This is a genomic window from Kribbella sp. NPDC055110, assembly GCF_053607525.1.
In genome coordinates this window covers 303,102-324,032 of record NZ_JBSGTS010000005.1, presented here as the reverse complement: position 1 = coordinate 324,032, position 20,931 = coordinate 303,102, and the positions used below count along the sequence as shown (strand labels likewise).

Sequence of the window (20,931 nt, the reverse complement as noted above, 5' to 3'; positions counted from 1 at the left end):
CCAGATGTCGAGCGCGCCGGTCGTCACCCACGGGCTGACCAAGCGGTTCCACAGCGGCCAGGTCGCGGTGGACTCGGTCGACCTGGAGGTGCCGGCCGGCAGCGTGTTCGGCTTCCTCGGTCCGAACGGGTCGGGGAAGACGACGACCATCCGGATGCTGCTCGGCCTGATCGCGCCGACGTCCGGCGAGGTCGAGCTGCTCGGCGAGCCGATGCCGAAGGCGCACCTGCGGGTCCTGCCCCGGGTCGGTGCGCTGGTCGAAGGGCCGGCGTTCTACCCGTTCTGGACCGGCCAGGCGAACCTGCTGCGTTTCGACGCCGCCGACCGCACCGCCGATCCGAAAACCCGGAAGGCGCGGGCCGGCGAGGCACTGGAACGGGTCGGCCTGTCGAACGCGGCCGGTAAGAAGGTGCGCGCGTACTCGCTCGGCATGCGTCAGCGGCTCGCGATCGCGGTCGCGCTGATGCAGCGCCGGGAGCTGCTCGTGCTGGACGAGCCGACGAACGGCCTCGACCCGCAGGGCACCCGCGAGGTCCGGCACCTGATCCAGGAGTTGGCGAGCGACGGTACGACCGTCTTCACCTCGACCCATCTCCTTGCCGAGGTCGAGCAGGTCTGCACGCACGCAGCCGTGATGAGCCGCGGCAAGCTGCTCCGGCAGTCGACGGTGGAGGACCTGCGCGCCGAGCTCCGGCCGCGGTTGATCGTCCGTACGCCGGATGCCGGGACGGCGGCCGAGACGCTGCAGGGGATGGGCGTGACGGACCTGACGACGAGCGGTGAGACCGTCGAGGGTGATCCCGGCGAGCTGCCGATCGAGAAGTTCGCGGCCGCGCTGGTCGCCGCCGACGTCCGCATCCACGGCTTCGGGCTCGAACGCCCAAGTCTGGAAGACGCCTTCGTGGCACTCACCGGGGAGGGCTTCGATGTCGCAGAGTGAAGCAGCAGCCGAACCAGCTGAGGCGTTGGTTGATACCCAACGCCCCAGTGCTGGGCGGCACACTCTCGCGCTGTTTCTTTCCGAGCTGCGGTTGGTGTTCGCGCGGGCCCGGACTCAGGTGGGGCTCGGGGTGCTGGCCGCCGTACCGCTGCTGATCGGGATCGCGATCAAGATCGCCGGCTCGGACAGCGGCGCCGAGGGGTTCATCGGGCAGATCGCCGGCAACGGGCTCTTCCTGATCGTCGGCAGCCTCGGCTTGTCGTTGCCGTTCTTCCTGCCGACCGCGGTGACCGTGATCTCGGGGGAGTCGCTGGCCGGCGAGGCCAGCCTCGGCACCCTGCGCAACCTGCTCACCGCACCGGCCGGCCGGTCCCGGCTGCTCGCCGCCAAGATGGTCGCCCTCGCGGTCTTCTGCCTGGCCGCGACGATGACGATCTGGATCTCCGGACTGATCGTCGGCTTCATCCTGTTCCCGGTCGGCGACGTCCTGCTGCTCTCCGGCTCGACCGTCTCACTCGGCGAAGGCCTGCTCCGCGCGCTCGGCATCGCGCTCGTGATCTCGCTGTCCCTGCTCGGACTCGCCGGCATCGGCCTGTTCGTCTCGTCGCTGACCTCGACCCCGTTGGCCGCGATGGCGGCGACGTTCGGCACGTTCATCGTGCTCGGGATCCTGACCGCGATCCCGCAGCTGCACGCGATCCACCCGTGGCTGCTGATCTACCGCTGGCAGTCGTTCGCCGACCTGCTCCGCGACCCGCCGTACTGGCATGAGATAGGCCGCAACCTGCTCCTCCAAGCCGGCTACCTGGCCGTCTTCTACGCCGCCGCCTGGGCGAGGATCACCAGCCGCGACATAACCTGAGCCGCGTGGAAGCTGATCTCGTCGCCGTCCTGCGCTGTCCGGTGTGTGCCGACCGGCTGGCGCTGGACGACCGGACGGCGCGCTGCCCACGCGGGCACGCGTACGACCTGGCGAAGCAGGGCTACCTGAACTTGTTGCCCTCGGCGTCGAACGGGATCGAGGGCGACTCGGCCGCGATGGTCGGCGCCCGCACGGTCTTCCTCGGCACCGGCCACTACGGACCGATCCGGGACGCGCTGATCCTGCGGGCCGGACTGGGCGAGGACAACCTGGTCGTCGAGGTCGGCGCCGGCACCGCCTACTACCTGTCGGGTGTCCTGGGACTGTCCCCGGGCCGCCGCGGAATCGCGTTGGACGTGTCGAAGTACGCCGCCCGTCGCGCGGCTCGAGCCGACTCGCGGATCGCCTCCGTGGTGTGCGACGCGTGGCGTGAACTGCCGTTGATGGACGGTGCGGCGAACCTGATGCTGAACGTGTTCGCCCCACGCAACGCGGGCGAGATGGCCCGCGTCCTGGCCCCGGGCGGTCGGCTGCTCGTGGTGACGCCGAACCAGCAGCACCTCGGCGAGCTGGTCGACGTACTGGGGTTGGTCAGCGTCGACGAGCAGAAGGAACGCCGACTGGAGGAGTCGCTCGCTGGGTCCTTCGAACGCGTCGGCACGGAGGTGGTCGAGGAGACGATGCGGCTCGACCGGTCGGCCGTGGAGCAGTTGGTGCTGATGACGCCGAGCGCCCGGCACCTGAACTACCGCGAGCTGTTGCAGCGGATCGCCGTACTGCCGGAGCCGGCGGTCGTCACGTTGTCGGTGACGCTGTCGACCTGGCGTCGGCTCGGCTGAGGCGGACGCCCGCCACTCACCAACCACCCGTCGGCGGAGCGACGCACGCTCAGGTCAGGCGTGCGCCGAGAGTCGAGTGCGAGTTGGTGAGTGGCGGAGGTCCGGTTGGTCAGGCTGCCTTGCCGACGAGTTCGCGGGCGACGACGGTTCCGTGGGTCTCGGCTTCCACGTGCGCCTCGGACTCCGAGACCTTGGAGGCGTCGATGAGCTCCTCCATACCCGGGGTGACCGGGGCGAGGGTGAGCTCCGCGGCGGCGGTGCGGATGTTCATGCCGAAGACGTCGCCGAAGATGCGCTCGAGGTACGGCGTGGCGTGGTCCCAGCCCTGCTTAGGCGAGCCCGGGCCGTAACCGCCGCCGCGGGCGAGCGCGAAGATCGCCGGCCGACCGGCCAGTGGGCGCGAGCCGAAGGCGAAGTCCTTGTCGATCACCAACAGGTCGATCCACGTCTTCACGTGCTGGGCGATGCCGTAGTTGTACATCGGTACGGCGAGCAGGATCGCGTCGGCGGCGCGGGCCTCGGCCGCTACCTCGGCGGCGATGGCCTGCGCCTCGGCGAGCGGCATCCGGTCGGAATCGGCGACCGGCTCCTGGCCCACTTGCGCCGCGGCCAGGGTCGGCCACACGGTCGCGGGCAGCGGGTGCTGGCCGAGGTCACGCCGTAGCACGACGCCGTCCGGGTGCTCAGCCTTCCAGGCGGCCTCCGCGCTGTCCGCAAGGGCGCGGGACACCGAGCCGTCCAGCCGGATGCTGGCGTCGACGCGTAACAGGGTGCTCATTGTTCGTTCTCCATACGTTGAGGGGGCATGCTCGTATGTGCTGCCTCGAAGATAATCTGTCATGCAGAACATATTCAAGTCAGATCGTATTCCGGGTGGCGTACACCACGTACGATGGGGACATGTCCAGTACTTCGCCCGAAGTCGCGACCCGAGGCACGCGTGGGGTCGAGCCCGCGGTCGCCAGTGGCGCACCGGTCGAGGCCGACCTCGGTTGGGCGCTGGGCGTCGTCTTCCGGCGGTACGCGAAGGCGTCCGCGGCGGCGCTGGAAGGGCTGCCCGGCGGACCGCGGGGCTACCAGGTGCTCGCCACGACGAGTGCCGAGGGTCCGAAGCGGCAACTTGATCTCGCCGCTCAGCTCGGTGTCGACCGGACCGTGATGACCTATCTGCTCGACGACCTGGAGAAGGCGGGTCTGGTGCAGCGCCGGCCTGATCCGGCCGACCGCCGGGCGCGGCTGATCGCGCCGACCGAGGAAGGCCACGAGGCCCTGTGTGACCTCGAACGGCGGCTCCGTGCCACCGAGGACGAGATGCTCGGTATCCTCGACGAGTCGGAGCGGTCAAGCTTCCGGATGCTCCTGCAGCGGCTGGCGATGAAGGCCAACGCCGTCGACCCGCTCCACAACGCCTGCACCCTCGCCGAGGCCGACGACCCCGCTAACACCTAGTGCAGCGGCACGAAGCCTGATTCGTAGGCCCGGATCACCGCTTGCGTCCGGTCCCGGGCGTTGAGCTTGGAGAGCACGTTCGCGACGTGGGTCTTGACCGTCTGCAGGCCGAGGATCAGTTCCGCGGCGATCTCCGCGTTCGACAGTCCGCGCGCCATCAGCCGGAGCACCTCCTGCTCGCGCTCGGTCAGCTGGTACCGGTCGAGTCCGGTCGCCGCCGGGGCGCCGGCGTGGGCGAGCGCGAGGGCGCGGATCGCCTCCGGGAACAGCAGCGACTCGCTCTTCGCGACCGTCCGGATCGCCGCGATGATGTCGTCCGGCGGGGTCCGCTTGAGCAGGAACCCGGACGCTCCGGCGCGCAACGCGTCGTACACGTAGTCGTCGTTCTCGAACGTCGTGACGACCAGGACGCGCGGAGCCGGGTCGAGGCTGTCGAGCAGTAGTCGCGTCGCCTGGATGCCGTCCACCGCGGGCATCCGGACATCCATCAGTACGACGTCCGCGCCGGTACGACGTACCAGCGGGAGCACCTCCGCCCCGTCGCCGGCCTCGCCGACGACCGTGAGGTCCTCCTCGGCGTTGATGATGGCCCGCAACCCGCTCCGGATCAGCGGCTCGTCGTCGACGACAACTACCGACAGGTTCATGTCATCCCTTCGTCACGCTCACAGGCAACTGCACTGCCAGTTGCCATCCCGGGTCGTCCTGCCAACTGACCGGGCCGGCGTCGACGGTTCCTCGCAGTACGGCGACTCTTTCACGGATCCCGGCCAGGCCGCGGCCGCCCCCGGAGTGATCGGACTTGCCGCTGACCGGGTTGGTCACGGCGAGCCGCAGCCCGGATGCATCCAGGCAGATCGACAGGTGTACAGCCAGTTCGCCGGCCGGGCGTCCGGCGTGCCGGATCGCGTTGGTCAGGCCCTCCTGGACGATCCGATAGGCCTCGCGGGACACCGCGGCCGGTAACTGCTCCAGCTCGCCCGATCGTTCGACCTCGATCGTGATCCCGCCGGCGCGGGTGGCGTCGACCAGCCGGTCCAGACCTCCGAGCGTGGCCTGCGGCGTGGTCCGGGAACCCGGCCGCCGGTCGTCGCGGAGCAGGCCGAGCACGTGGTCGAGATCGGCCAGCGCCGCGCGGGCAGAGGTCTCCATCGCGGCCAGTGCGGTCTCGGCGAACTCCGGATCGCTGGCCAGCACGCGGCGGGCGGCCGCCGCCTGGATCGTGACCAGGCTCAGCGCGTGCCCGACGCTGTCGTGCAGCTCGCGGGCGAGACGGTTGCGCTCGGCAAGTGTCGCGGTCTGCTTCTCGAGGAGTTCGATGCGCTCCGCCGCGGTCGGGCCGAGCACGCGGGGTGCCAGGTACGCGAGCAGTGAGCCGACGGCGGCCGACAGCAGGAACAGCCCGGCGAGACCGCCGATCGCCGCGGCCGGCATCCACAGGTCGGTCCAGTCGCCGCGGACGTCGTACGACCAGCCGGGGACGACGTCGCGAGCACCGGGGGAGCGGAACGGAGCGGCCAGCCAGATCGCACCGAGACCGACCACGATCGTGCTGAGGATGCCGACGACGCCGCCGGCCAGGAGGTGCAGGCAGAACCACACCGTCGTACGCCGCCGTTGCGCCCAGGTCCGCGCCGGACCGAGTGGACGCTCCTCGAACCGCACCGCGAGCAGCGACTCGACCGCGATGCCCTCGACCTCGCGGACCGCGGGCAACAGGCCGAGCACGACCGGCGGCACCAGACCCAGCAGCACCCAGATGGTGCCGGTGGCAACTTTCGGCAGGCCGAGATCGCCGACCACCGCGCCGAGCGCGCTGTCGACCAGGATGAACGCCAGGACCAGCGCCGCGCCGAGCAGCAGGTACACCCAGCGCAGGTACGTCGACGGACGCCACAGGCAACCGACCGCCCGCCAGACCCGCCGTGTCACCGCTCGCACCATCACATCCTGTCAAAGCCGGGCGAGCGCCACCTCCCTCCCCGGAGTGAACGGAGGGAAACCCGCGATTCCGGCCGGTCGGGGTGGGCTGGGTCACCAAGAAGTTGAGGGTTTACGCAAATTTGACCCGGTGGCGCCGAGTTCGGTCTCTGCGGGCGTCGCGATCTGCTGCTCAGGCAGGTACGGTCTGTGGTCGGGGCGGGTGCCCGTCCGGTCACAGGATGTGTCCGGGCAGGTAGGGGGAACGGCTCCAGGACGGGTGGTCAGCAGGACTGCGAGGACCCGGCGCGGCGGACGTTAAGTCCCCGTGAAGACCCCGCGGGCGAATTGACCACCCTTTCATATTTGATGTTTGATCAAATATCGGGACGAGAGAGGTCGATATGAGGTTGAGGCGTTCCGTCATCGCCCTGATGGCGGTCCTGGGGCTCGCCCTGGTGAGTGCGTGCAACGGTGACAGCAGTAAGGAAGCCGACGGCAACGGGTTGCAGAAGGTCAGCTACCTGACGTCGTTCAACACCTTCGGGCGTGAGGCGTACGCGTACGTCGCGCTGGACAAGGGCTACTTCAAGGACGCCGGTTTCGACGTCAAGATCTCGCCCGGCAGCGGCACCGTCGACGTGATGAAGCTGGTGGCCGGCGGTCAGGCCGATTACGGCATCGGCGACTTCACCGCGATCGCCATCACCCTCGCCAAGCAGAAGCTCCCGGTCACCACGGTCGGCATGATCCACCAGCGGTCGTTGGCCGGGATCATGTCGCTCGAGGGACTGGGGATCAACGGCCCCAAGGACCTGCCCGGCAAGACGATCGGCGACCAGCCGGGGTCCACCAACACGGTGATGTTCCCGGTCTACGCCAAGGCGGTCGGTATCGACCCGAAGTCGGTCACCTTCCTCCCGTCGCCGCCGCCGGGCCTGCCGGCCCTGCTGGCGTCCGGCAAGGTCCAGGGCATCGGCCAGTTCATGGTCGGTGAGCCGCTGATCGCGAAGGCCGACAGCAAGCATCGCGCGGTCGTCAAGCTGCCGTACGGCGACAAGGTGCCGGACCTGTACGGCAACGCGATCATCACCCGGACGGACCTGGCCAAGGACCACCCGGACCAGGTGAAGAAGTTCACCAACGCGCTGCTCAAGGGCCTGCAGGACACCCTGGACGACCCGGCCGCCGCCGCCGCGATCCTGAAGAAGTACGTGCCGAACACGGATCTCGACGTCGCCACCCAAGAGCTGAAGATCATGCAGAAGTACATCAAGCCGACCGGCTTCAACGGTCCGCTCGGCGACGTCACGCAGGAGCGGGTGCAGAAGATCATCTCGCTGCTGGAGGCGCCGGACGCGACCGGCAAGGGCGCGATCGGCAAGGGCTCGATCACGCCCGAGGACCTGGTGACGATGAGCCTGGCGCCGAAGAGCTGAGGGTTAGGAGTACGGGAACCGGATGATTCGCCTGGACGGCGTGGGGCAGGTCTTCGACGGACGCGAGGGCCAGGTGACGGCCCTGGAGAAGATCGACCTGCACGTCCGCGGCGGTGAGTTCGTCACGCTGATCGGCCGGTCCGGCTGTGGCAAGTCCACGCTGCTCCGGCTGATCGCGGGACTGCTGCCCCCGACGTCCGGTGCGGTCCAGGTGGCGGGGGAGCCCGTCACCGGACCGCGCCGGGACGTCTCGTTCATGTTCCAGCGGCCGGCGCTGCTGCCGTGGCGTTCGGTGGTGTCGAACGTGATGCTGCCGGTCGAGATCGACAAGGGCGCCGGCGACCGCAGCAGAGCGGCGTACCGGGACCGGGCTCATGAGCTGCTCGAACTGGTCGGGTTGCAGGGGTTCGAGCGGCGCCTGCCGCACGAGCTGTCCGGCGGTATGCAGCAGCGGGTGTCGCTGTGCCGGTCGCTGATCCGCGACCCGCAGGTGATGCTGATGGACGAGCCGTTCTCCGCGCTCGACGCGCTCACCCGGACCGAGCTGTCCGAGGAGCTGCAGCGGATCAAGATGGAGCTGTCCACCACGATCGTGTTCGTCACGCACTCGATCGAGGAAGCTGTCGTACTGGCCGACCGGGTGGTCGTGCTGACGCCGCGGCCGGGCCGGATGCGGGAGGTCGTCGACATCGACATCCCGCGGCCGCGCAGCCTCGGCCAGAACGCGCACCTCACCGAGGTCGCCGCGATCAGCGGGCGGTTGCACGAGCTGCTCGCCGAGAAGGACGCGCGGCCGGTGGACGAGGTGCGGCCGCGATGACCCGGCGGACGATGCCGAAGCGGACCTGGCTGACCGATTCCCCGGCGGCCGCCGTCGTCCTCCCGATCATCGGCCTGGCCATCGCGATCGGGCTGTGGTGGGGTGCGACGGTCGCGTTCTCGATCGAGCCGTACCTGCTGCCGAGCCCGTGGGACGTCGTGGTCAAGTTCTTCGAGCAGCCCGGTTACCTGCTGCAGGAGACCGGTACGTCGATGCTCGAGACGATCGAGGGCTTCGGTCTGGCGATCGTGATCGGTGTGCCGATCGCGCTGGTGATCGTCCGCTCGGTGGTGCTCGAGCGGCTGGTGTACCCGCTGCTGCTGATGGTGAACTCGATCCCGAAGGTGGCGATCGCGCCGCTGCTGGTGATCTGGATGGGCTTCGGGCAGTGGCCGAAGGTCGTGATGGTGCTGCTGATGTGCTTCTTCCCGATCGTCATCTCGACCGCGCAGGGGATGAAGTCGACGCCGGCCGAGTTGGTCGAGCTGATGCGGTCGCTGAACGCGAGCCGGGCGCAGGAGTTCTTCAAGCTCCGGCTGCGGTACGCGATGCCGCAGATCTTCACCGGGTTCAAGGTGGCGATCTCGCTGGCGGTGATCGGTTCGGTGATCTCCGAGTTCGTTGGCGCCACCAAGGGACTCGGGTACGTCATCCAGCAGTCCGGCGCGAGCGCCGACACCACGCTGGCGTTCGCCGCGATCACCCTGCTGAGCGTGATGAGCATCGCCTTGTTCTACGCCCTGGTCTTCCTGGAGCACTGGCTTCTCCCGTGGGCCCGGGAGTCCCGATGACCGCTCAAGCATCTGATGCGGATCGGCGGGTGCTGGTTCGGCCCGAGTGGCTGGAGGCGACCGTTGCGGCGGTGTTCACGGCGCTCGGGTTCGAGTCCGCGGACGCCACCGAGATCGCCACCGCGCTCGTCGAGGCCGATCTGCGCGGCGTCAGCTCGCACGGCGTGATGCTGGTTCCGATGTACGTCGAACGCCTGAACGCCGGCGGTGTGACCCGGGAACGCGAGCTCGACGTCCTGTTCGACGCCGGTGCCGCGATGGTCGTGGACGCCCGCGGCGGGATGGGTCAACTGTCCAGCCCGCAGGCAATGGGGCACGCGATCGAGCGCGCCGGCCGGTACGGGATCGGCATCGTCTCGGTGCGCAACGCCCACCACTTCGGCGCGGCCAGTCGCTGGGCGATGCAAGCCGGCCAGGCGGGATGTATCGGTATCGCGATGTCGAACACCACGCCGCTGATGCCCGCCCCGGGCGGCGCGGAGCGGCTGGTCGGCAACAACCCGCTCGCCATCGCGGTGCCGACCTCGGCCGGCGTGGAGATCGTTCTGGATATGGCGTTGTCGGCTGTTGCCCTGGGGAAGATCCGGCTCGCCGCCTCGGCCGGGCGGACGATCCCGGACACCTGGGCCACCGACCCCTCGGGGACGCCGACCACGGACCCGGACGAGGCGGTGCTCGGCATGCTGTTGCCGGCCGCGGGCCACAAGGGCTTCGGGCTGGCGCTGATGATCGACGTGCTCACCGGCGTCCTGAGCGGCGGTGGGTGGGGCGACCAGGTCCGGCCGCTGTACCGGGAGCCGGACCGGCCGAACGATTGCGCGCATCTCTTCCTGGCGATCGACCCGGAGCTGATGGGCGGCGTCGAGGACTTCAAGCGGCGCTCGTCCGGGCTGGCCGCCCGCGTCCGGGGGAGCGCGACGGCTCCGGGGGTGAACCGGCTGTACCTGCCGGGTGAGATCGAGGCCGAGCGCGCGGCGCAGCAGCGGCGCAACGGCGTACGGATCGAAAAGTCGGGACTGGACGGGTTACTCGCGGCCGCACGCGCGGTCGGCGCCGTGATCCCGGCGGGAGGGGTGTTGGGCTGATGCCGAAGACACAGGTTTCCACCGACGCGTTGCGGAGCCCGAACGGGGTGTTCTCGCAGGCGACGACGATCGAGGCGACCGGGCGGCTGGTGTTCGTCTCCGGGATGACCGCCCGCCGGCCGGACGGCAGCATCGCCGGCGCCGGGGACGTCCTGGAGCAGACCCGGCAGGTGTGCGAGAACGTGAAGTCGGCGGTCGAGGCGGCCGGCGGCACTCTCGCGGACGTCTGCCGGGTGGACGTGTACGTGCGCAACATGGAGGATTTCGCCAAGATCCACGAGATCCGGGCGCAGTACTTCACCGAGCCGCTGCCGGCCTCCACGATGGTCGAGGTCAGCAAGCTCGCGCACCCCGACTACCTGATCGAGATCAACGCGATCGCCGTGATCGCATGACCGGGGTGAGATCCATGCGTGGCGTCGAGTGGACCTGAGATGAGCGGGCCCTTGGAGTTATTGCCAGGTGGTGGCAAGGGAGGGCGTCGTACCCTCGCCGAACACGCCGCCGCCGAGCTGCACCAGCTGATCCTGTCCGGCGAGCTACCCAGTGGTACGCCTCTTCGCCTGGTGGAGCTGGCCAGCCGGCTCGAGATGAGCCAGATGCCCGTGCGTGAAGGCCTCCGTCGGCTCGAGGCACTGGGCCTGGTCGAGATCATCCCGCACCGTGGCGCGTGGGTACGTGACCTGTCGCTGTCGGACCTGCGCGACACGCACGAGACGCGGCTGGCGTTGGAGAGTCTCGCCGTACGCGCGGCTGCGGCCCACTTCACCGATGGAGACCTGACGAAGGCAGCGGCCGCACTGGCCGAGCACCTCCGGTTGTCGCGCGCGGAGGACTCCGCGGGTGCCCGTGAGGCCCATGCGGACTTCCACTTCGCGATCTACCGGGCCAGCGGCTCGCAGTGGTTGCCGCGAGCAATCGAGCCGGTCTGGCAGAACAGCGAGCGGTACCGGTTCGGTAGCCGTCCCACCGCGTTCCTGATCGAGCGGAGCCGGCAGGAGCACCAGGCGATCCTGGACGCCTGCGTGGCCCGGGACCCGGACGCGGCTGAGCAGGCGTTGCGCAGTCACCTGGCCGGCGCCTTCCAGCGGATCACCGACACCATGACGTCCAAGCAGAAGGAGACGCCATGAAGGTGCGCTTCGATGCGACCGGTGAGGTCGTGGTGATCACAGGTGGCGCCCAGGGCATCGGTGCTGCCTTGGCTGCTGCGGTGAACGCAGCCGGCGGTACGGCGGTGGTCTTCGACGTCGCTGCACCGGCTGAAGGCGTTGAGCACGTCAAGGTGGATGTGGCGGACCGGTCCGCGGTCGAGGCTGCAGTAGCGGGCGTGGTGGAGCGGTACGGGCGTATCGACGGTCTGGTCGCCGGTGCGGCGGTGCAGCCGCGGTCGCCGGTGCTGGAGCTGGATGCGGCCGAGTGGACGCGCACGTTGCAGGTGAACCTGGACGGTGTCGTCTGGGCGTGTCAGGCCGTCGTACCGCAGATGGTGGCGCGGCAGTCCGGTTCGGTGGTGGTGTTCACGTCCGGGATGGCGTCGACCGGGTTTGCGGGCGCTGCGGCGTACTCGGCGAGCAAGGCGGCGCTGGTGGCGTTCGCCAAGTCGCTCGCGGTGGAGGTGGCCGGTGACCGGGTCCGGGTCAACGTCGTCGCGCCAGGGGTCATCGACACCGAGCAGTTCCGAGGTGCGAACGCCGGTGCGGACCGGGAGCACTGGCAGGACACCATAGGTATCGGCGACCCCGAGGACGTGGTCGGCCCGTTGCTGTTCCTGCTGTCCGACGCGGCCGCGATGACCGGGTCCGTGCTGACCCGGGAACGCGCGTTTGCCAAGCTCACGAGCTTTGTGGAGTAGTAAGTGACTGAACAGCTGCCTGTTGCTGTCGTAGGTGCCGGACCGATCGGTCTGACCACGGCTCTCGGTCTGGCGCACTACGGCATCCCGTACGTGCTGCTGGAGGAGGACGCGGTCCTGTCGTCGGACACCAAGGCCGGTACGACGCTCAGCCGGACGCTGGAGATCTGGAACCGGTACGGCGCGGTCGACGGCATCCTCGGCGCCGCACTGCGGATCGACGAGATCGGTGACATCGACCGGGCCACGAACACCCCGCGTGCCTCGGTGCAGCTGGCCGAGCTGGTGAACGACACCCAGTTCCCGTTCGTCATCAACCTGCCGCAGCAGAAGATGGAGCCGCTGCTGGCGGCAGCTCTTCCGGAGCCGGTGCGGACGCAGCACCGGATGACGTCGTTCGAGGTCCGCGACGACCGCGTCGTACTGCAGCTGGAGACCCCGGACGGTCCGCAGGAGCTGGAAGCGTCGTACCTGCTGGCCTGTGACGGCGGGCGTTCGCGGATCCGCGACGCGCTCGGTGTGAAGGTGGTGGGGGAGACCCTGCCCGAGCGGTACATGCTGATCGACGTCGTGGTGGACCTGGACGTCGACAACGCCAGGGACTACCCGTACCTCGCGTACTTCGCGGACAAGTCCGAGTGGATGGTGCTGATCCGGCAGCCGGACAACTGGCGGTTCCTGTTCCCACTGGCGCCCGGTGCCGACGCGCCGGGTGACGAGGACCTGCTGGTGAAGGTGAAGCAGTTCATCGGCGAGGTGGACCGGATCGAGCTGCTCGGCTCTGTGGTCTACAACGTGCACCATCGGGTGGCGGAGCAGTGGACACTCGATCGCAAGGTGTTCCTGATGGGCGACGCGGCACACCTGATCACACCGATGTGGGCGCTCGGTCTGAACACGGGTGCGCTGGACGCGTCCAACCTGCCGTGGCGGCTGGCCTGGGTACTGCGCGGCTGGGCTGCGCCGTCGTTGCTGGACGGCTACGAACGGGAGCAGCGGCCGGTGGCGATCGAGGGCTCGGGCGAGATGGCGGAGGCGGCCCGTAAGTACATGTCCTTCCAGCGCGGTGCTGTCACCGAGGACACGGGCGCGTGGGCCACGGCGTACAACCGGACGCTGCTGAGCGTGCGGCTCGACGTCGAGGGTGTGGGCGACTGGTCGATGGTGGCGACATCCGCTGCGCCGCCTGCCGTACGGGCGGGTGACCGGGCGCCGGACCTGGTGCTGCAGAGTCCGACCGGTCGTACGACGATCCACGACCTGTGTCGCGACTCGTTCGTGGCGCTCTACTTCACCGACGTACGACGGCGGCCGGAGATCCCGGTGAACGTGTCGCCGGCGTTGCAGCACTACGCGGTGTCCCGGTGGGACGCGCCGCACGACTCCGGTCTGCGGGACAGGGCACTGTTCGATCCGGGCAGCGTCGCCACCAAGCGGTACGGCGTACCGGCGGACAGCGTCGTACTGATTCGACCGGACGGTCATATCGCTGCGGTTACCCCGATGGGTACCGGTGTGGCGGAGGCGCTGTACACGCGGGTCACCGGCCGGGAGGTGCCATGAGCTTCAACGAGCCGTTGCAGGAGATCCTGCTGCAGACGGACGACCTGGAGTGGGTGGAGAAGTCGCTGGACGGCCTGTCCCACAAGATGCTGTGGCGCGACCCGGTGACCGAGGCGTCGATCGCGCTCGTGCGGTTCGAGAAAGGCTCGGGTATCCCGTCGGAGCACAAGCACGCCTCGAACCAGTTCATGTTCTGCCTGTCCGGCCGGTACGTGTACCTGCCGACCGGTACGACGCTGACCAAGGGCAGCTTCTACTGGAACCCGAAGGGCGTCGTCCACGGCCCGACGCGCGCCGAGGAGACCTCTGTCCTGCTGGAGGTGTACGACGGTCCGCACTACCCGGAGCGTCCGGCCTTCTACGACAACGACGAGGACGCCCGCTGACATGGCCGGTTGGGACGTCCACACCCACCTGATCCCGCCGACCGTGCTGGCGGCGGCCTATCGGGGTGAGTTCGGGCTGCACGTCGACAACGGTTCGCTGGTTGTCGACGGGGAGCGGTTGCCGCTGCGCCGGCTCGCCGACCCGGCTGCACTGCTGCACTGGATCTCCTCACAAGACCTGGACGGTGCTGTGGTGTCAGTGCCGCCGGCACTCTTCCGGTACGACGCCAGCCTCGAGTGGACCGAGCTGGTGAACCAGGGCCTCCGGGAGCTCGCCACACCGCAGCTGCGCGTGCTTGCGCACCTGCCGCTGCTCGACCCGGCAGCACCATCTGTAGCCGCCGGACTGGCCGGCGAAGGCGTCTTCAGCGGTTTTGCCCTCGGTACGCCGAGTTACGCCGGGCTGGATCCGGTGTGGCGAGTACTGGACGCGCTGGAGGCGTTCACGCTCATTCACCCGGGACACAGTGACGACAAGCGGCTTGATTCGTTTTACCTGTCGAACCTGCTGGGGAATCCGTACGAGACCGGACTGGCGGCGGCTTCGCTCGTCTTCGCGGACGTGCCGGGGCGGTTCCCGGGAATCCGGTTCTGTCTGTGCCATGGGGGTGGTGTGACGGCGGCCGTCGCCGGACGGTGGCAGCGCGGGATCGACCAGGCCCGGCCGGGGATCGAGCCGGTGTCCTTGCCGGTGGCCGAGGCGCTGCGCCGCTTCTACGTCGACGATCTGGTCCACGACGACGCCGTATTGGAGCTGCTGACGAAGACGTTCGGGCCCGAGCGGGTGCTGGCCGGGAGTGACTGGCCGTTCCCGATGGGCAGCGACGAGGTGTCCACAGTGCGAGCCTCAGGGCGGTCCGCCACGGCCGAGGTGCTGACCCGGCCACTGGCGAAGGAGGTCGCCGAGTGGTGAGACAGGTGTTCCGTCTGATCGAGGTTGTGATCAGATATCAAATCGTGGGGAACGGGGTAGAGGCGTGAGTACACGGGGGACTGTCCTGCGCAGTCACGGACCAGGGGAGCAGCCGAAGGCCGAAGAGGTCGAGCTGACCGCCGGTCCGGGTGAGACGTTGGTGGAGATGCGGCTGGCCGCGGTGACTCCACTGGACCGGTCGACACTGGCCGGGAAGCAGCCGGCCATGCCGTTCGTGCCTGGCTCCGAGGGAGCCGGTGTCGTGGTGAGCTCGGACGTTTTCGACGCGGGTACGTCGGTGGTGGTCCGCGGCGCGGGCGTCGGCGTGACCCGGGACGGTGTCTGGGGCCAGTACGCCGTCGTGCCGAATGCCGCCGTACACCGGCTGCCGTCGTCGCTGGAGCCGGGTACGGCGCTCGCGTTGATGACGCCGGCGTTGACCGCGCATACCGCCGTACGGCGCGTGGCCGACGTACGGGAGGGTGAGACGGTCGTGGTTACCGGCGTCACCGGCCTGGTCGGGCACATGTGTGCTGCGATCGCACGGTCGGCCGGTGCGTCCCGGGTGATTGGTCTGGTGTCGCTGGACGACCGCGCCGACGGTGCGAGCGGACTGGTGGATCAGCTCGTCCGTGTGGACGGTCTGGGACAGGTGGGTCGGGAGCTGCCGTGGTGCGACGCAGTCATCGACACCATGGGCGGTCCGGTGGCCGGTGGGGTGCTCGGGCACATCTCTCCGGGCGGACGGATCGCCGTACTGGGCTACAAGGCCGGTGAGTTCACCACGATCGACCTGCACCAGCTGGTCGGCCGGGACCTGCGGGTGCTGCCGGTGAACCTGCAGCGGACCACGCTGGCACCGGACGCGGTCGGTCAGGCGCTGGCCGATATCGCAGCGGTGTCCTGGCGAGCGGACTACGACGTCGTACCGGCAGAGCGGATCGGTGACGTGCTGGACCGGCAAGCGGGCCGGGTTCTGCTCGACCTGACCGGTCTCTGAGGGAGCACCGGTGGCCTAGACCACTCATGTTTGCTGGGCTTTGAGCTGAGCAATCTGTCGTCGAAGGCCGCCAGAAACCCGGTCGGCGGCTACGGTACCTCCAGAGCTGAATAGGAGAGAGGCAGCCCGCTACTGATGATCCGACGACTCGAGCTCACGCCTGGGGGACCCACAGGGCGTCGTACGCTCGCCGAGGAAGCTGCCGCCGAGCTGCACGAGCTCATCCTGTCCGGCGAACTTCCCAGCGGTACGGCGCTCCGTCTGGAGGAGCTCGCCAAGCGACTGGACATGAGCCAGATGCCGATCCGGGAGGGGCTCCGGCGGATGGCAGCGCTCGGACTGGTCGAGATCGTCCCGCACAAGGGCGCCTGGGTGCGTGAGCTGTCGATGGAGGACCTGCGCGACACCCACGAGACCCGGCTGTCGCTGGAGTCGCTGGCAGTCCGTGCGGCCGCGACACGGTTCTCCGACTCGGACGCCGCGGCCGCCCGGACCGCGCTGGCCGAGCATGTCCGGTTGTCGAAGCTGGGCGACAACATCGCGTCCCGGCAGGCACACACCGAGTTCCACTTCGCGATCTACCGGTCCGGCGGCTCGCGGTGGCTGCCGCGGGCGATCGAGCCGGTCTGGCAGAACAGTGAGCGCTACCGGTTCGGTTCGCGGCAGACCAAGGCCCGGATCGAGCAGACCCGTCGCGAGCACCAGGCGATCCTCGACGCGTGCCTGGCGCACGACGAAGAGGGCGCGGAGGCAGCGCTGCGCCAGCACCTGGAAGGCGCTATGCAGCGCATCACCGAGACGATGGAGCGTCGCTCCAAGCAGTGAGCTGCTCGAAGCGGTCCTGCTGCCAGCCGGTCGCGTCGAACACCGCACGCAGTAGTAGTCCGTCGCTGCTCGCTCGGTGCACCTTGAGGAGTTCTGCGAGCGGCTTGCTGCCCAGGCCGTCGTAGTACTCGTCCAGTGCCTGCCGCCGTCGCTGCTCGGATGCTCCGCCGATCTCTTCCAGCGGTGCGTCGCACCCTTTGACATGGCCTGACCCGACCTGCTGACCCGGTGTGAGCTGCTGGACCAGCTGCTCACCCGCACGCACGTCTTGAGCTCGCACGCGTGCACCCAGCGCACGACAGTCGACGTGCTGCAGTGCTCGCTGGACGCCTTGTGAGATGGCGATGTGGTCCGGGTGACCTGTCAGCCCGTCACTGCCGACGGTGAGGATGAGCTCAGGCTGGAGCGCCTTGGCTGCGGCTTGGATCGCCTCGGCGATGGCGGTGGGCGACGCTGCGGCCAGCGTGCGTGGTCCGTTGCGGCCGCCGTCGTCGATCCACTGGTCCGTTGCGCCGAGCCAGTCCCACTCGTGGATCCCTAGTAGTGCGCAGGCTGCGGTCAGGTGGTCGGACGCCCCGTGCATGCCGGCGGTAGCGACCCGCAGTACGACGTGCCAGCCCTGCTCGTTCAGTACGGACGTGGCGGCGCCTGTGGCGAACACCTCGTCGTCAGGGTGCGCGTGGACTACCAGCGCCGTACGCATCTAGTCAGCGAGATGTGCGGGGAAGCCGCCGGTGGCGATCGGGCTCCAGCGCTCCGGGGTAATGCGGATGAGGCACTTGCCCTGCTTCACCATCGCCTCGCGGTACTCGTCCCAGTCCGGGTGCTCACCGGAGATGGAGCGGTAGTAGTCGACCAGCGCCTCCACCGCGTCCGGCAGCTCGATCACCTCACCGCTACCGTCCACCTGCACCCACGCGCCGTTCCAGTCGTCCGACAGCACGAGCACGCTCGCCTTGCCGGCCCGCTTCACGTTCGTGCTCTTCGCCCGCTCCGGGTACGACGAGATGACGATCCGCCCCTCGGTGTCCACCCCACCCGACACCGGCGAAGCCTGCACCGTCCCGTCGGCCCGGGTCGTCATCAGCAACATGTGATGACGCGGCCGCACAAACTCCAGCAACCCGTCGAGCTCGACCTTGGTGTTGGTAGCAATAGTCCTTGGCATGCCTCCCACCCTATGTGCTGGGCAGCTGTGGACGACCGGATTGACTTGTTCGAACAGGTGTTCGAACATGGAGTTATGACGGGGAGCGCGGCAGGGGAAGGTCGGGTCACGGCGCTCGATCACGCGCGGCTGCTCCTCGCTGAGGCCAAGGACCGGAAGTCCGCCCTGAAGGCTGCCGCCGGGCCGCCTTCGGTGGCTCGGGTGCAGCAGGCGCTGGATACGGCGGGAGTGGATCGGGAGCTGCCGACGCATCCGGCGGTGGGTGAGCTGCTGGCGGGGGCGAGCCTGCGCGGCGGTTCGGTGTACTCGGTGCGGGGGAGTGCCGCGCTGGTGATGGCTCTGATGGCCGGGCCGTCCGCGGAGGGTGCCTGGTGCGGTGTGGTCGGGGTGCCGTCGTTCGGGGCGGAGGCGGCGCGCGGGCTCGGGGTGGACCTGGAGCGTCTCGTGCTGGTTCCGGATCCGGGGCGGGAGTGGCTGAGCGTCGTCGCCGCGCTGGTCGATGCGCTGACCGTGGTGGTGGTCCGCCCGCCCGGCGAGGTGACACCGGGGGAGGCGTCCCGGCTCGCGGCGCGGCTCCGGACCCGCGGCGCGATGCTGATCGCGTACGGGTCCTGGCCCGGCAGTGAGGCCCGGTTCGAGATCGAGAGCAACACCTGGACCGGTCTCGGCGACGGCGAAGGCCTGCTCGCCGCCCGGCGCGCGACCGTCGCGGTCACCGGCCGGCGCGCCGCCGTACGGGCTCGTCATGAACTCTGGCTGCCCGCCGCCGACGGCACGATCCGCTCCACCGAGCCAGCGGAAGCCCGGCCACAGGAATGGGCGGACCAGATCGGTGCGGTGGGCTGATGAGTGGACTGACGCGGACGATGGTGATCTGGGTGCCGGACTGGCCGGTGGCGGCGGCCGCGGTGGCGACCGGGCGATCACCGGACGAGCCGATCGCCGTACTGGAGAAGGGAAAGGTGCTCGCCACCTCCGCCACCGCACGCGCCGAAGGAGTGCGGCGCGGGCAGCGGGCGCGGGACGCGCAGTCGCGGTGCCCGGAGCTGGTCGTGCTGAAGTACGACCCGGTGATCGACGCGCGGGCGTTCGACCCGGTGATCTCGTGCCTGGAGGCGATCACGCCGGGCGTGCAGGTGATCCGGCCGGGGATGTGCGCGTTGAAGGCACGCGGCCCGGCGCGGTTCTACGGCGGCGAGGAAGCGGCCGCGGAGAAGCTGCTCGACCGGCTCGAGACGTACGACGTGCACGGCAGCCGGATCGGGATCGCCGACGGGCCGTTCGCCGCGGAGCAGGCGGCCCGGGTGAGTTCCGTGCAGACCCGGGTACACATCGTGCCGCCGGACGGTTCACCGGAGTTCCTCGCGCCGCTGTCGGTCGACGTACTCGAGCAGCCCGCGCTTACGGACCTGCTGCGCCGGCTGGGGTTGCGGTCGCTGGGTGCGTTCGCGCAGTTGCCCCGGACCGAGGTGCTGACCCGGTTCGGTCCGGACGGCGCCTTCGCCCATCGGCTGGCCCGTGGGTACGACGATCGCCCGGTGACCGGCCGGGAGATCCCGCCGGAGCTCACCCGGACGCTCGACTTCGAGCCGTCCGTGGACCGGGTCGACCAGGTCGCGTTCGCGGTCCGGGCGGTCGCCGACGAGCTGATCGTCCGGCTGACCGAGCTCGGCCTGGTGTGTACGACGCTGCGGGTCGAGGTCGGCACCGAGTCCGGGCGGATCCACGAGCGGGAGTGGCTGCATCCGCGCTGGTTCACCGCGGCGGACGTGGTGGATCGGGTGCGCTGGCAACTGCAGGGGAGCGGTACGGCGACCAGCGAGCTGACGTCACCGGTCGTCCGGGTGCGGCTGATCCCGGACCAGGCGGACCCGGTCGGCGCGCATGCCGACGGGTTGTGGGGCGGTGGTCCGGACGAGCGGATCCACCGGGCGTTGTCGCGGGTGCAGAGCATGCTCGGTCACGGTGCGGTGGTGTCGGTGGTGATCGGTGGCGGTCGCGGGTTCGCGGAGCGGCAGACGCTGGTCCCGTGGGGCGATCCGGCCGTCCCGGCGCGGTCCCCGGACCAGCCCTGGCCCGGTTCGATCACCGGCTCTGCCGGTACGGCGAAGCGCTGGCCGGCGCTGGCGCCGACCACGGTCTTCCCGGAGCCGATCCCCGCGAAGGTGTTCGCCGCGGACGGCGCTCAGGTGTCGGTCAGCGCCCGCGGCGAGCTGTCCGGCGCCCCCATCGCGTTCACCCTGCTACCGGCCGACGGCACCGGCGTTCAAGTTGCCGACAGCAACAAGATCCACCCGATCACCGCCTGGGCCGGCCCCTGGCTCACCACGGAGCGCTGGTGGGACCCCAGCACCGAGTCTCGTCAGGCCCGCTTCCAGTTCCAGACCGCCGACACCCGGGCCTGGCTCTTCACCCTCCACCGAACCACCTGGCAAGCCCAAGCCACCTACGACTAGGTGAAGTCGATGCGCATGACGGTGCGGCGGAGGGTTGGGTGGGTGATCTGGCGGAAGCCGGCTTCTTCGAAGGCCTGGTGGGGGCCTACGTGGAGTTCGCCCCAGGTGATGGTCTTGCCGGGCTGGGTGAGCATCGGGTAGGCCTCCAGCGCGCGGGCTCCTCGGCTGCGGGCGTGCGGGATCGCGGCGCGGGCGAGGTGATAGGTGAGGCCGCGCCCGCGGAAGCCCTTGCGGACGGTCATGCAGGTGACGGCCCAGACGCTCTCGTCGTCCTTGTCCTCGGAGCGATCCGCCCACGGGATGCGCGACGTCCGCAACTTCGGGTACGCCGTCCGCGGCTCGACGGCGACCCAGCCGGCCGGTTCGTCGTCGACGTACGCGACCAGCCCGCTCGTCGACGTCGCATCCGGTGTGCCGCACGCGGTCTGGTCCTGCAGTCGCGTCATCCGCTCGTCCAGGGTGGAGTCCCGCCAGATCCATCCCCGGATCTTGAACCGCTGACACTGGCACTGCCCCGCATCCGCCGTACCGAACACCGCCTGCAAGTCCTCCCACGACACTTCGTTCGCCGGCACGACGGTCACCTGCGACTCCTCGATCACCTGCATAGGCAGCACGCT

Annotated in this window: 24 protein-coding genes; 18 read left to right on the top strand and 6 right to left on the bottom strand. The window is 69.5% G+C overall.

Annotation, left to right across the window (positions count from 1 at the left end):
* Nucleotides 1-4: 4 nt before the first annotated feature.
* From ACWF0M_RS11330 to ACWF0M_RS11320, 3 genes are read left to right on the top strand one after another with little or no spacing between them, the layout of a single operon-like run.
* A complete protein-coding gene (locus ACWF0M_RS11330; RefSeq protein ID WP_452235502.1) occupies nt 5-940 on the top strand; it encodes an ATP-binding cassette domain-containing protein in 936 nt (311 codons plus the stop codon).
* Nucleotides 927-1,802 carry an ABC transporter permease gene (locus ACWF0M_RS11325; protein WP_452235501.1) on the top strand — a complete coding sequence of 292 codons (876 nt, stop codon included), beginning with the start codon at nt 927-929 and terminating at the stop codon, nt 1,800-1,802. The genes ACWF0M_RS11330 and ACWF0M_RS11325 overlap by 14 nt, the downstream gene beginning before the upstream one ends.
* A 5-nt stretch (nt 1,803-1,807) precedes the next feature.
* Nucleotides 1,808-2,641, top strand: coding sequence for a putative RNA methyltransferase (locus ACWF0M_RS11320; RefSeq protein ID WP_452235500.1), 834 nt, complete (start codon nt 1,808-1,810; stop codon nt 2,639-2,641).
* Between the two features lie 109 nt (nt 2,642-2,750).
* On the opposite strand, the gene ACWF0M_RS11315 is transcribed toward ACWF0M_RS11320, so the two are convergent.
* On the bottom strand, nt 2,751-3,419 hold the full coding sequence (locus ACWF0M_RS11315) for an FMN-dependent NADH-azoreductase (protein WP_452235499.1): 669 nt from the start codon (nt 3,417-3,419) through the stop codon (nt 2,751-2,753).
* A 122-nt stretch (nt 3,420-3,541) separates the two neighbouring features.
* On the opposite strand from ACWF0M_RS11315, the gene ACWF0M_RS11310 reads away from it, so the two are divergent.
* Nucleotides 3,542-4,090: a MarR family winged helix-turn-helix transcriptional regulator gene (locus ACWF0M_RS11310; RefSeq protein WP_452235498.1), complete on the top strand. Its 549-nt coding sequence runs from the start codon at nt 3,542-3,544 to the stop codon at nt 4,088-4,090.
* Here ACWF0M_RS11310 and ACWF0M_RS11305 read toward each other — a convergent pair.
* Both ACWF0M_RS11305 and ACWF0M_RS11300 read right to left on the bottom strand, forming a co-directional pair.
* Nucleotides 4,087-4,737: a response regulator gene (locus ACWF0M_RS11305; protein WP_452235497.1), complete on the bottom strand. Its 651-nt coding sequence runs from the start codon at nt 4,735-4,737 to the stop codon at nt 4,087-4,089. The genes ACWF0M_RS11310 and ACWF0M_RS11305 overlap by 4 nt on opposite strands.
* Before the next feature lies 1 nt (nt 4,738).
* Nucleotides 4,739-6,022: a sensor histidine kinase gene (locus ACWF0M_RS11300; protein ID WP_452235496.1), complete on the bottom strand. Its 1,284-nt coding sequence runs from the start codon at nt 6,020-6,022 to the stop codon at nt 4,739-4,741.
* A gap of 392 nt (nt 6,023-6,414) precedes the next feature.
* On the opposite strand from ACWF0M_RS11300, the gene ACWF0M_RS11295 reads away from it, so the two are divergent.
* The 12 genes from ACWF0M_RS11295 to ACWF0M_RS11240 all read left to right on the top strand — a co-directional run bounded on the left by ACWF0M_RS11295 (nt 6,415) and on the right by ACWF0M_RS11240 (nt 16,687).
* On the top strand, nt 6,415-7,449 hold the full coding sequence (locus ACWF0M_RS11295) for an ABC transporter substrate-binding protein (RefSeq protein WP_452235495.1): 1,035 nt from the start codon (nt 6,415-6,417) through the stop codon (nt 7,447-7,449).
* Between the two features lie 22 nt (nt 7,450-7,471).
* Nucleotides 7,472-8,269 (top strand): ABC transporter ATP-binding protein, encoded by a 798-nt coding sequence (locus ACWF0M_RS11290; protein ID WP_452235494.1) that lies wholly within the window; start codon nt 7,472-7,474, stop codon nt 8,267-8,269.
* Nucleotides 8,266-9,060 carry an ABC transporter permease gene (locus tag ACWF0M_RS11285; protein ID WP_452235493.1) on the top strand — a complete coding sequence of 265 codons (795 nt, stop codon included), beginning with the start codon at nt 8,266-8,268 and terminating at the stop codon, nt 9,058-9,060. The genes ACWF0M_RS11290 and ACWF0M_RS11285 overlap by 4 nt, the downstream gene beginning before the upstream one ends.
* A complete protein-coding gene (locus ACWF0M_RS11280; protein WP_452235492.1) occupies nt 9,057-10,145 on the top strand; it encodes an Ldh family oxidoreductase in 1,089 nt (362 codons plus the stop codon). The genes ACWF0M_RS11285 and ACWF0M_RS11280 overlap by 4 nt, the downstream gene beginning before the upstream one ends.
* Nucleotides 10,145-10,540 (top strand): RidA family protein, encoded by a 396-nt coding sequence (locus ACWF0M_RS11275; RefSeq protein ID WP_452235491.1) that lies wholly within the window; start codon nt 10,145-10,147, stop codon nt 10,538-10,540. The genes ACWF0M_RS11280 and ACWF0M_RS11275 overlap by 1 nt, the downstream gene beginning before the upstream one ends.
* Before the next feature lie 39 nt (nt 10,541-10,579).
* The gene (locus ACWF0M_RS11270; protein WP_452235490.1) at nt 10,580-11,278 is read left to right on the top strand and encodes a GntR family transcriptional regulator; all 699 of its coding nucleotides are present in this window, start codon (nt 10,580-10,582) and stop codon (nt 11,276-11,278) included.
* A complete protein-coding gene (locus ACWF0M_RS11265; RefSeq protein WP_452235489.1) occupies nt 11,275-12,000 on the top strand; it encodes an SDR family NAD(P)-dependent oxidoreductase in 726 nt (241 codons plus the stop codon). Before ACWF0M_RS11270 ends, ACWF0M_RS11265 begins: the two co-directional genes overlap by 4 nt.
* A gap of 3 nt (nt 12,001-12,003) precedes the next feature.
* Complete coding sequence (locus ACWF0M_RS11260; RefSeq protein ID WP_452235488.1) at nt 12,004-13,563, top strand: FAD-dependent monooxygenase; 1,560 nt, start codon at nt 12,004-12,006, stop codon at nt 13,561-13,563.
* Nucleotides 13,560-13,949, top strand: a complete 390-nt coding sequence (locus ACWF0M_RS11255; RefSeq protein ID WP_452235487.1) for a cupin domain-containing protein — start codon at nt 13,560-13,562, stop codon at nt 13,947-13,949. Before ACWF0M_RS11260 ends, ACWF0M_RS11255 begins: the two co-directional genes overlap by 4 nt.
* Before the next feature lies 1 nt (nt 13,950).
* On the top strand, nt 13,951-14,862 hold the full coding sequence (locus ACWF0M_RS11250; RefSeq protein WP_452235486.1) for an amidohydrolase family protein: 912 nt from the start codon (nt 13,951-13,953) through the stop codon (nt 14,860-14,862).
* Between the two features lie 64 nt (nt 14,863-14,926).
* A complete protein-coding gene (locus ACWF0M_RS11245; RefSeq protein ID WP_452235485.1) occupies nt 14,927-15,862 on the top strand; it encodes an alcohol dehydrogenase catalytic domain-containing protein in 936 nt (311 codons plus the stop codon).
* A 135-nt stretch (nt 15,863-15,997) separates the two neighbouring features.
* Complete coding sequence (locus ACWF0M_RS11240) at nt 15,998-16,687, top strand: GntR family transcriptional regulator (RefSeq protein WP_452235484.1); 690 nt, start codon at nt 15,998-16,000, stop codon at nt 16,685-16,687.
* On the opposite strand, the gene ACWF0M_RS11235 is transcribed toward ACWF0M_RS11240, so the two are convergent.
* Nucleotides 16,653-17,390 (bottom strand): PIG-L family deacetylase, encoded by a 738-nt coding sequence (locus ACWF0M_RS11235; protein WP_452235483.1) that lies wholly within the window; start codon nt 17,388-17,390, stop codon nt 16,653-16,655. The genes ACWF0M_RS11240 and ACWF0M_RS11235 overlap by 35 nt on opposite strands.
* Complete coding sequence (locus tag ACWF0M_RS11230; protein ID WP_452235482.1) at nt 17,391-17,855, bottom strand: PPOX class F420-dependent oxidoreductase; 465 nt, start codon at nt 17,853-17,855, stop codon at nt 17,391-17,393.
* A 75-nt stretch (nt 17,856-17,930) separates the two neighbouring features.
* On the opposite strand from ACWF0M_RS11230, the gene ACWF0M_RS11225 reads away from it, so the two are divergent.
* Both ACWF0M_RS11225 and ACWF0M_RS11220 read left to right on the top strand, forming a co-directional pair.
* Entirely contained in the window at nt 17,931-18,701 is a 771-nt protein-coding gene (locus ACWF0M_RS11225) for a hypothetical protein (protein ID WP_452235481.1), read from the top strand.
* Entirely contained in the window at nt 18,701-20,311 is a 1,611-nt protein-coding gene (locus ACWF0M_RS11220; RefSeq protein WP_452235480.1) for a DNA polymerase Y family protein, read from the top strand. The genes ACWF0M_RS11225 and ACWF0M_RS11220 overlap by 1 nt, the downstream gene beginning before the upstream one ends.
* Here ACWF0M_RS11220 and ACWF0M_RS11215 read toward each other — a convergent pair.
* Nucleotides 20,308-20,919, bottom strand: a complete 612-nt coding sequence (locus ACWF0M_RS11215; protein ID WP_452235479.1) for a GNAT family N-acetyltransferase — start codon at nt 20,917-20,919, stop codon at nt 20,308-20,310. The two genes, ACWF0M_RS11220 and ACWF0M_RS11215, sit on opposite strands and share 4 nt — an antisense overlap.
* Nucleotides 20,920-20,931: the final 12 nt, after the last annotated feature.

Excerpts from the sequence above, each read along its gene's own strand:
- ACWF0M_RS11330 (WP_452235502.1), top strand. The coding sequence starts at position 5 with ATGTCGAGCGCGCCGGTCGTCACCCACGGGCTGACCAAGCGGTTCCAC.
- ACWF0M_RS11325 (WP_452235501.1), top strand. The coding sequence starts at position 927 with ATGTCGCAGAGTGAAGCAGCAGCCGAACCAGCTGAGGCGTTGGTTGAT.
- ACWF0M_RS11285 (WP_452235493.1), top strand. The coding sequence starts at position 8,266 with ATGACCCGGCGGACGATGCCGAAGCGGACCTGGCTGACCGATTCCCCG.
- ACWF0M_RS11215 (WP_452235479.1), bottom strand. The coding sequence starts at position 20,919 with ATGCAGGTGATCGAGGAGTCGCAGGTGACCGTCGTGCCGGCGAACGAA.
- ACWF0M_RS11315 (WP_452235499.1), bottom strand. The coding sequence starts at position 3,419 with ATGAGCACCCTGTTACGCGTCGACGCCAGCATCCGGCTGGACGGCTCG.
- ACWF0M_RS11220 (WP_452235480.1), top strand. The coding sequence starts at position 18,701 with ATGAGTGGACTGACGCGGACGATGGTGATCTGGGTGCCGGACTGGCCG.
- ACWF0M_RS11250 (WP_452235486.1), top strand. The coding sequence starts at position 13,951 with ATGGCCGGTTGGGACGTCCACACCCACCTGATCCCGCCGACCGTGCTG.
- ACWF0M_RS11225 (WP_452235481.1), top strand. The coding sequence starts at position 17,931 with ATGACGGGGAGCGCGGCAGGGGAAGGTCGGGTCACGGCGCTCGATCAC.
- ACWF0M_RS11295 (WP_452235495.1), top strand. The coding sequence starts at position 6,415 with ATGAGGTTGAGGCGTTCCGTCATCGCCCTGATGGCGGTCCTGGGGCTC.
- ACWF0M_RS11305 (WP_452235497.1), bottom strand. The coding sequence starts at position 4,737 with ATGAACCTGTCGGTAGTTGTCGTCGACGACGAGCCGCTGATCCGGAGC.
- ACWF0M_RS11275 (WP_452235491.1), top strand. The coding sequence starts at position 10,145 with ATGCCGAAGACACAGGTTTCCACCGACGCGTTGCGGAGCCCGAACGGG.
- ACWF0M_RS11270 (WP_452235490.1), top strand. The coding sequence starts at position 10,580 with ATGAGCGGGCCCTTGGAGTTATTGCCAGGTGGTGGCAAGGGAGGGCGT.
- ACWF0M_RS11290 (WP_452235494.1), top strand. The coding sequence starts at position 7,472 with ATGATTCGCCTGGACGGCGTGGGGCAGGTCTTCGACGGACGCGAGGGC.
- ACWF0M_RS11280 (WP_452235492.1), top strand. The coding sequence starts at position 9,057 with ATGACCGCTCAAGCATCTGATGCGGATCGGCGGGTGCTGGTTCGGCCC.
- ACWF0M_RS11310 (WP_452235498.1), top strand. The coding sequence starts at position 3,542 with ATGTCCAGTACTTCGCCCGAAGTCGCGACCCGAGGCACGCGTGGGGTC.
- ACWF0M_RS11235 (WP_452235483.1), bottom strand. The coding sequence starts at position 17,390 with ATGCGTACGGCGCTGGTAGTCCACGCGCACCCTGACGACGAGGTGTTC.
- ACWF0M_RS11265 (WP_452235489.1), top strand. The coding sequence starts at position 11,275 with ATGAAGGTGCGCTTCGATGCGACCGGTGAGGTCGTGGTGATCACAGGT.
- ACWF0M_RS11230 (WP_452235482.1), bottom strand. The coding sequence starts at position 17,855 with ATGCCAAGGACTATTGCTACCAACACCAAGGTCGAGCTCGACGGGTTG.
- ACWF0M_RS11255 (WP_452235487.1), top strand. The coding sequence starts at position 13,560 with ATGAGCTTCAACGAGCCGTTGCAGGAGATCCTGCTGCAGACGGACGAC.
- ACWF0M_RS11240 (WP_452235484.1), top strand. The coding sequence starts at position 15,998 with ATGATCCGACGACTCGAGCTCACGCCTGGGGGACCCACAGGGCGTCGT.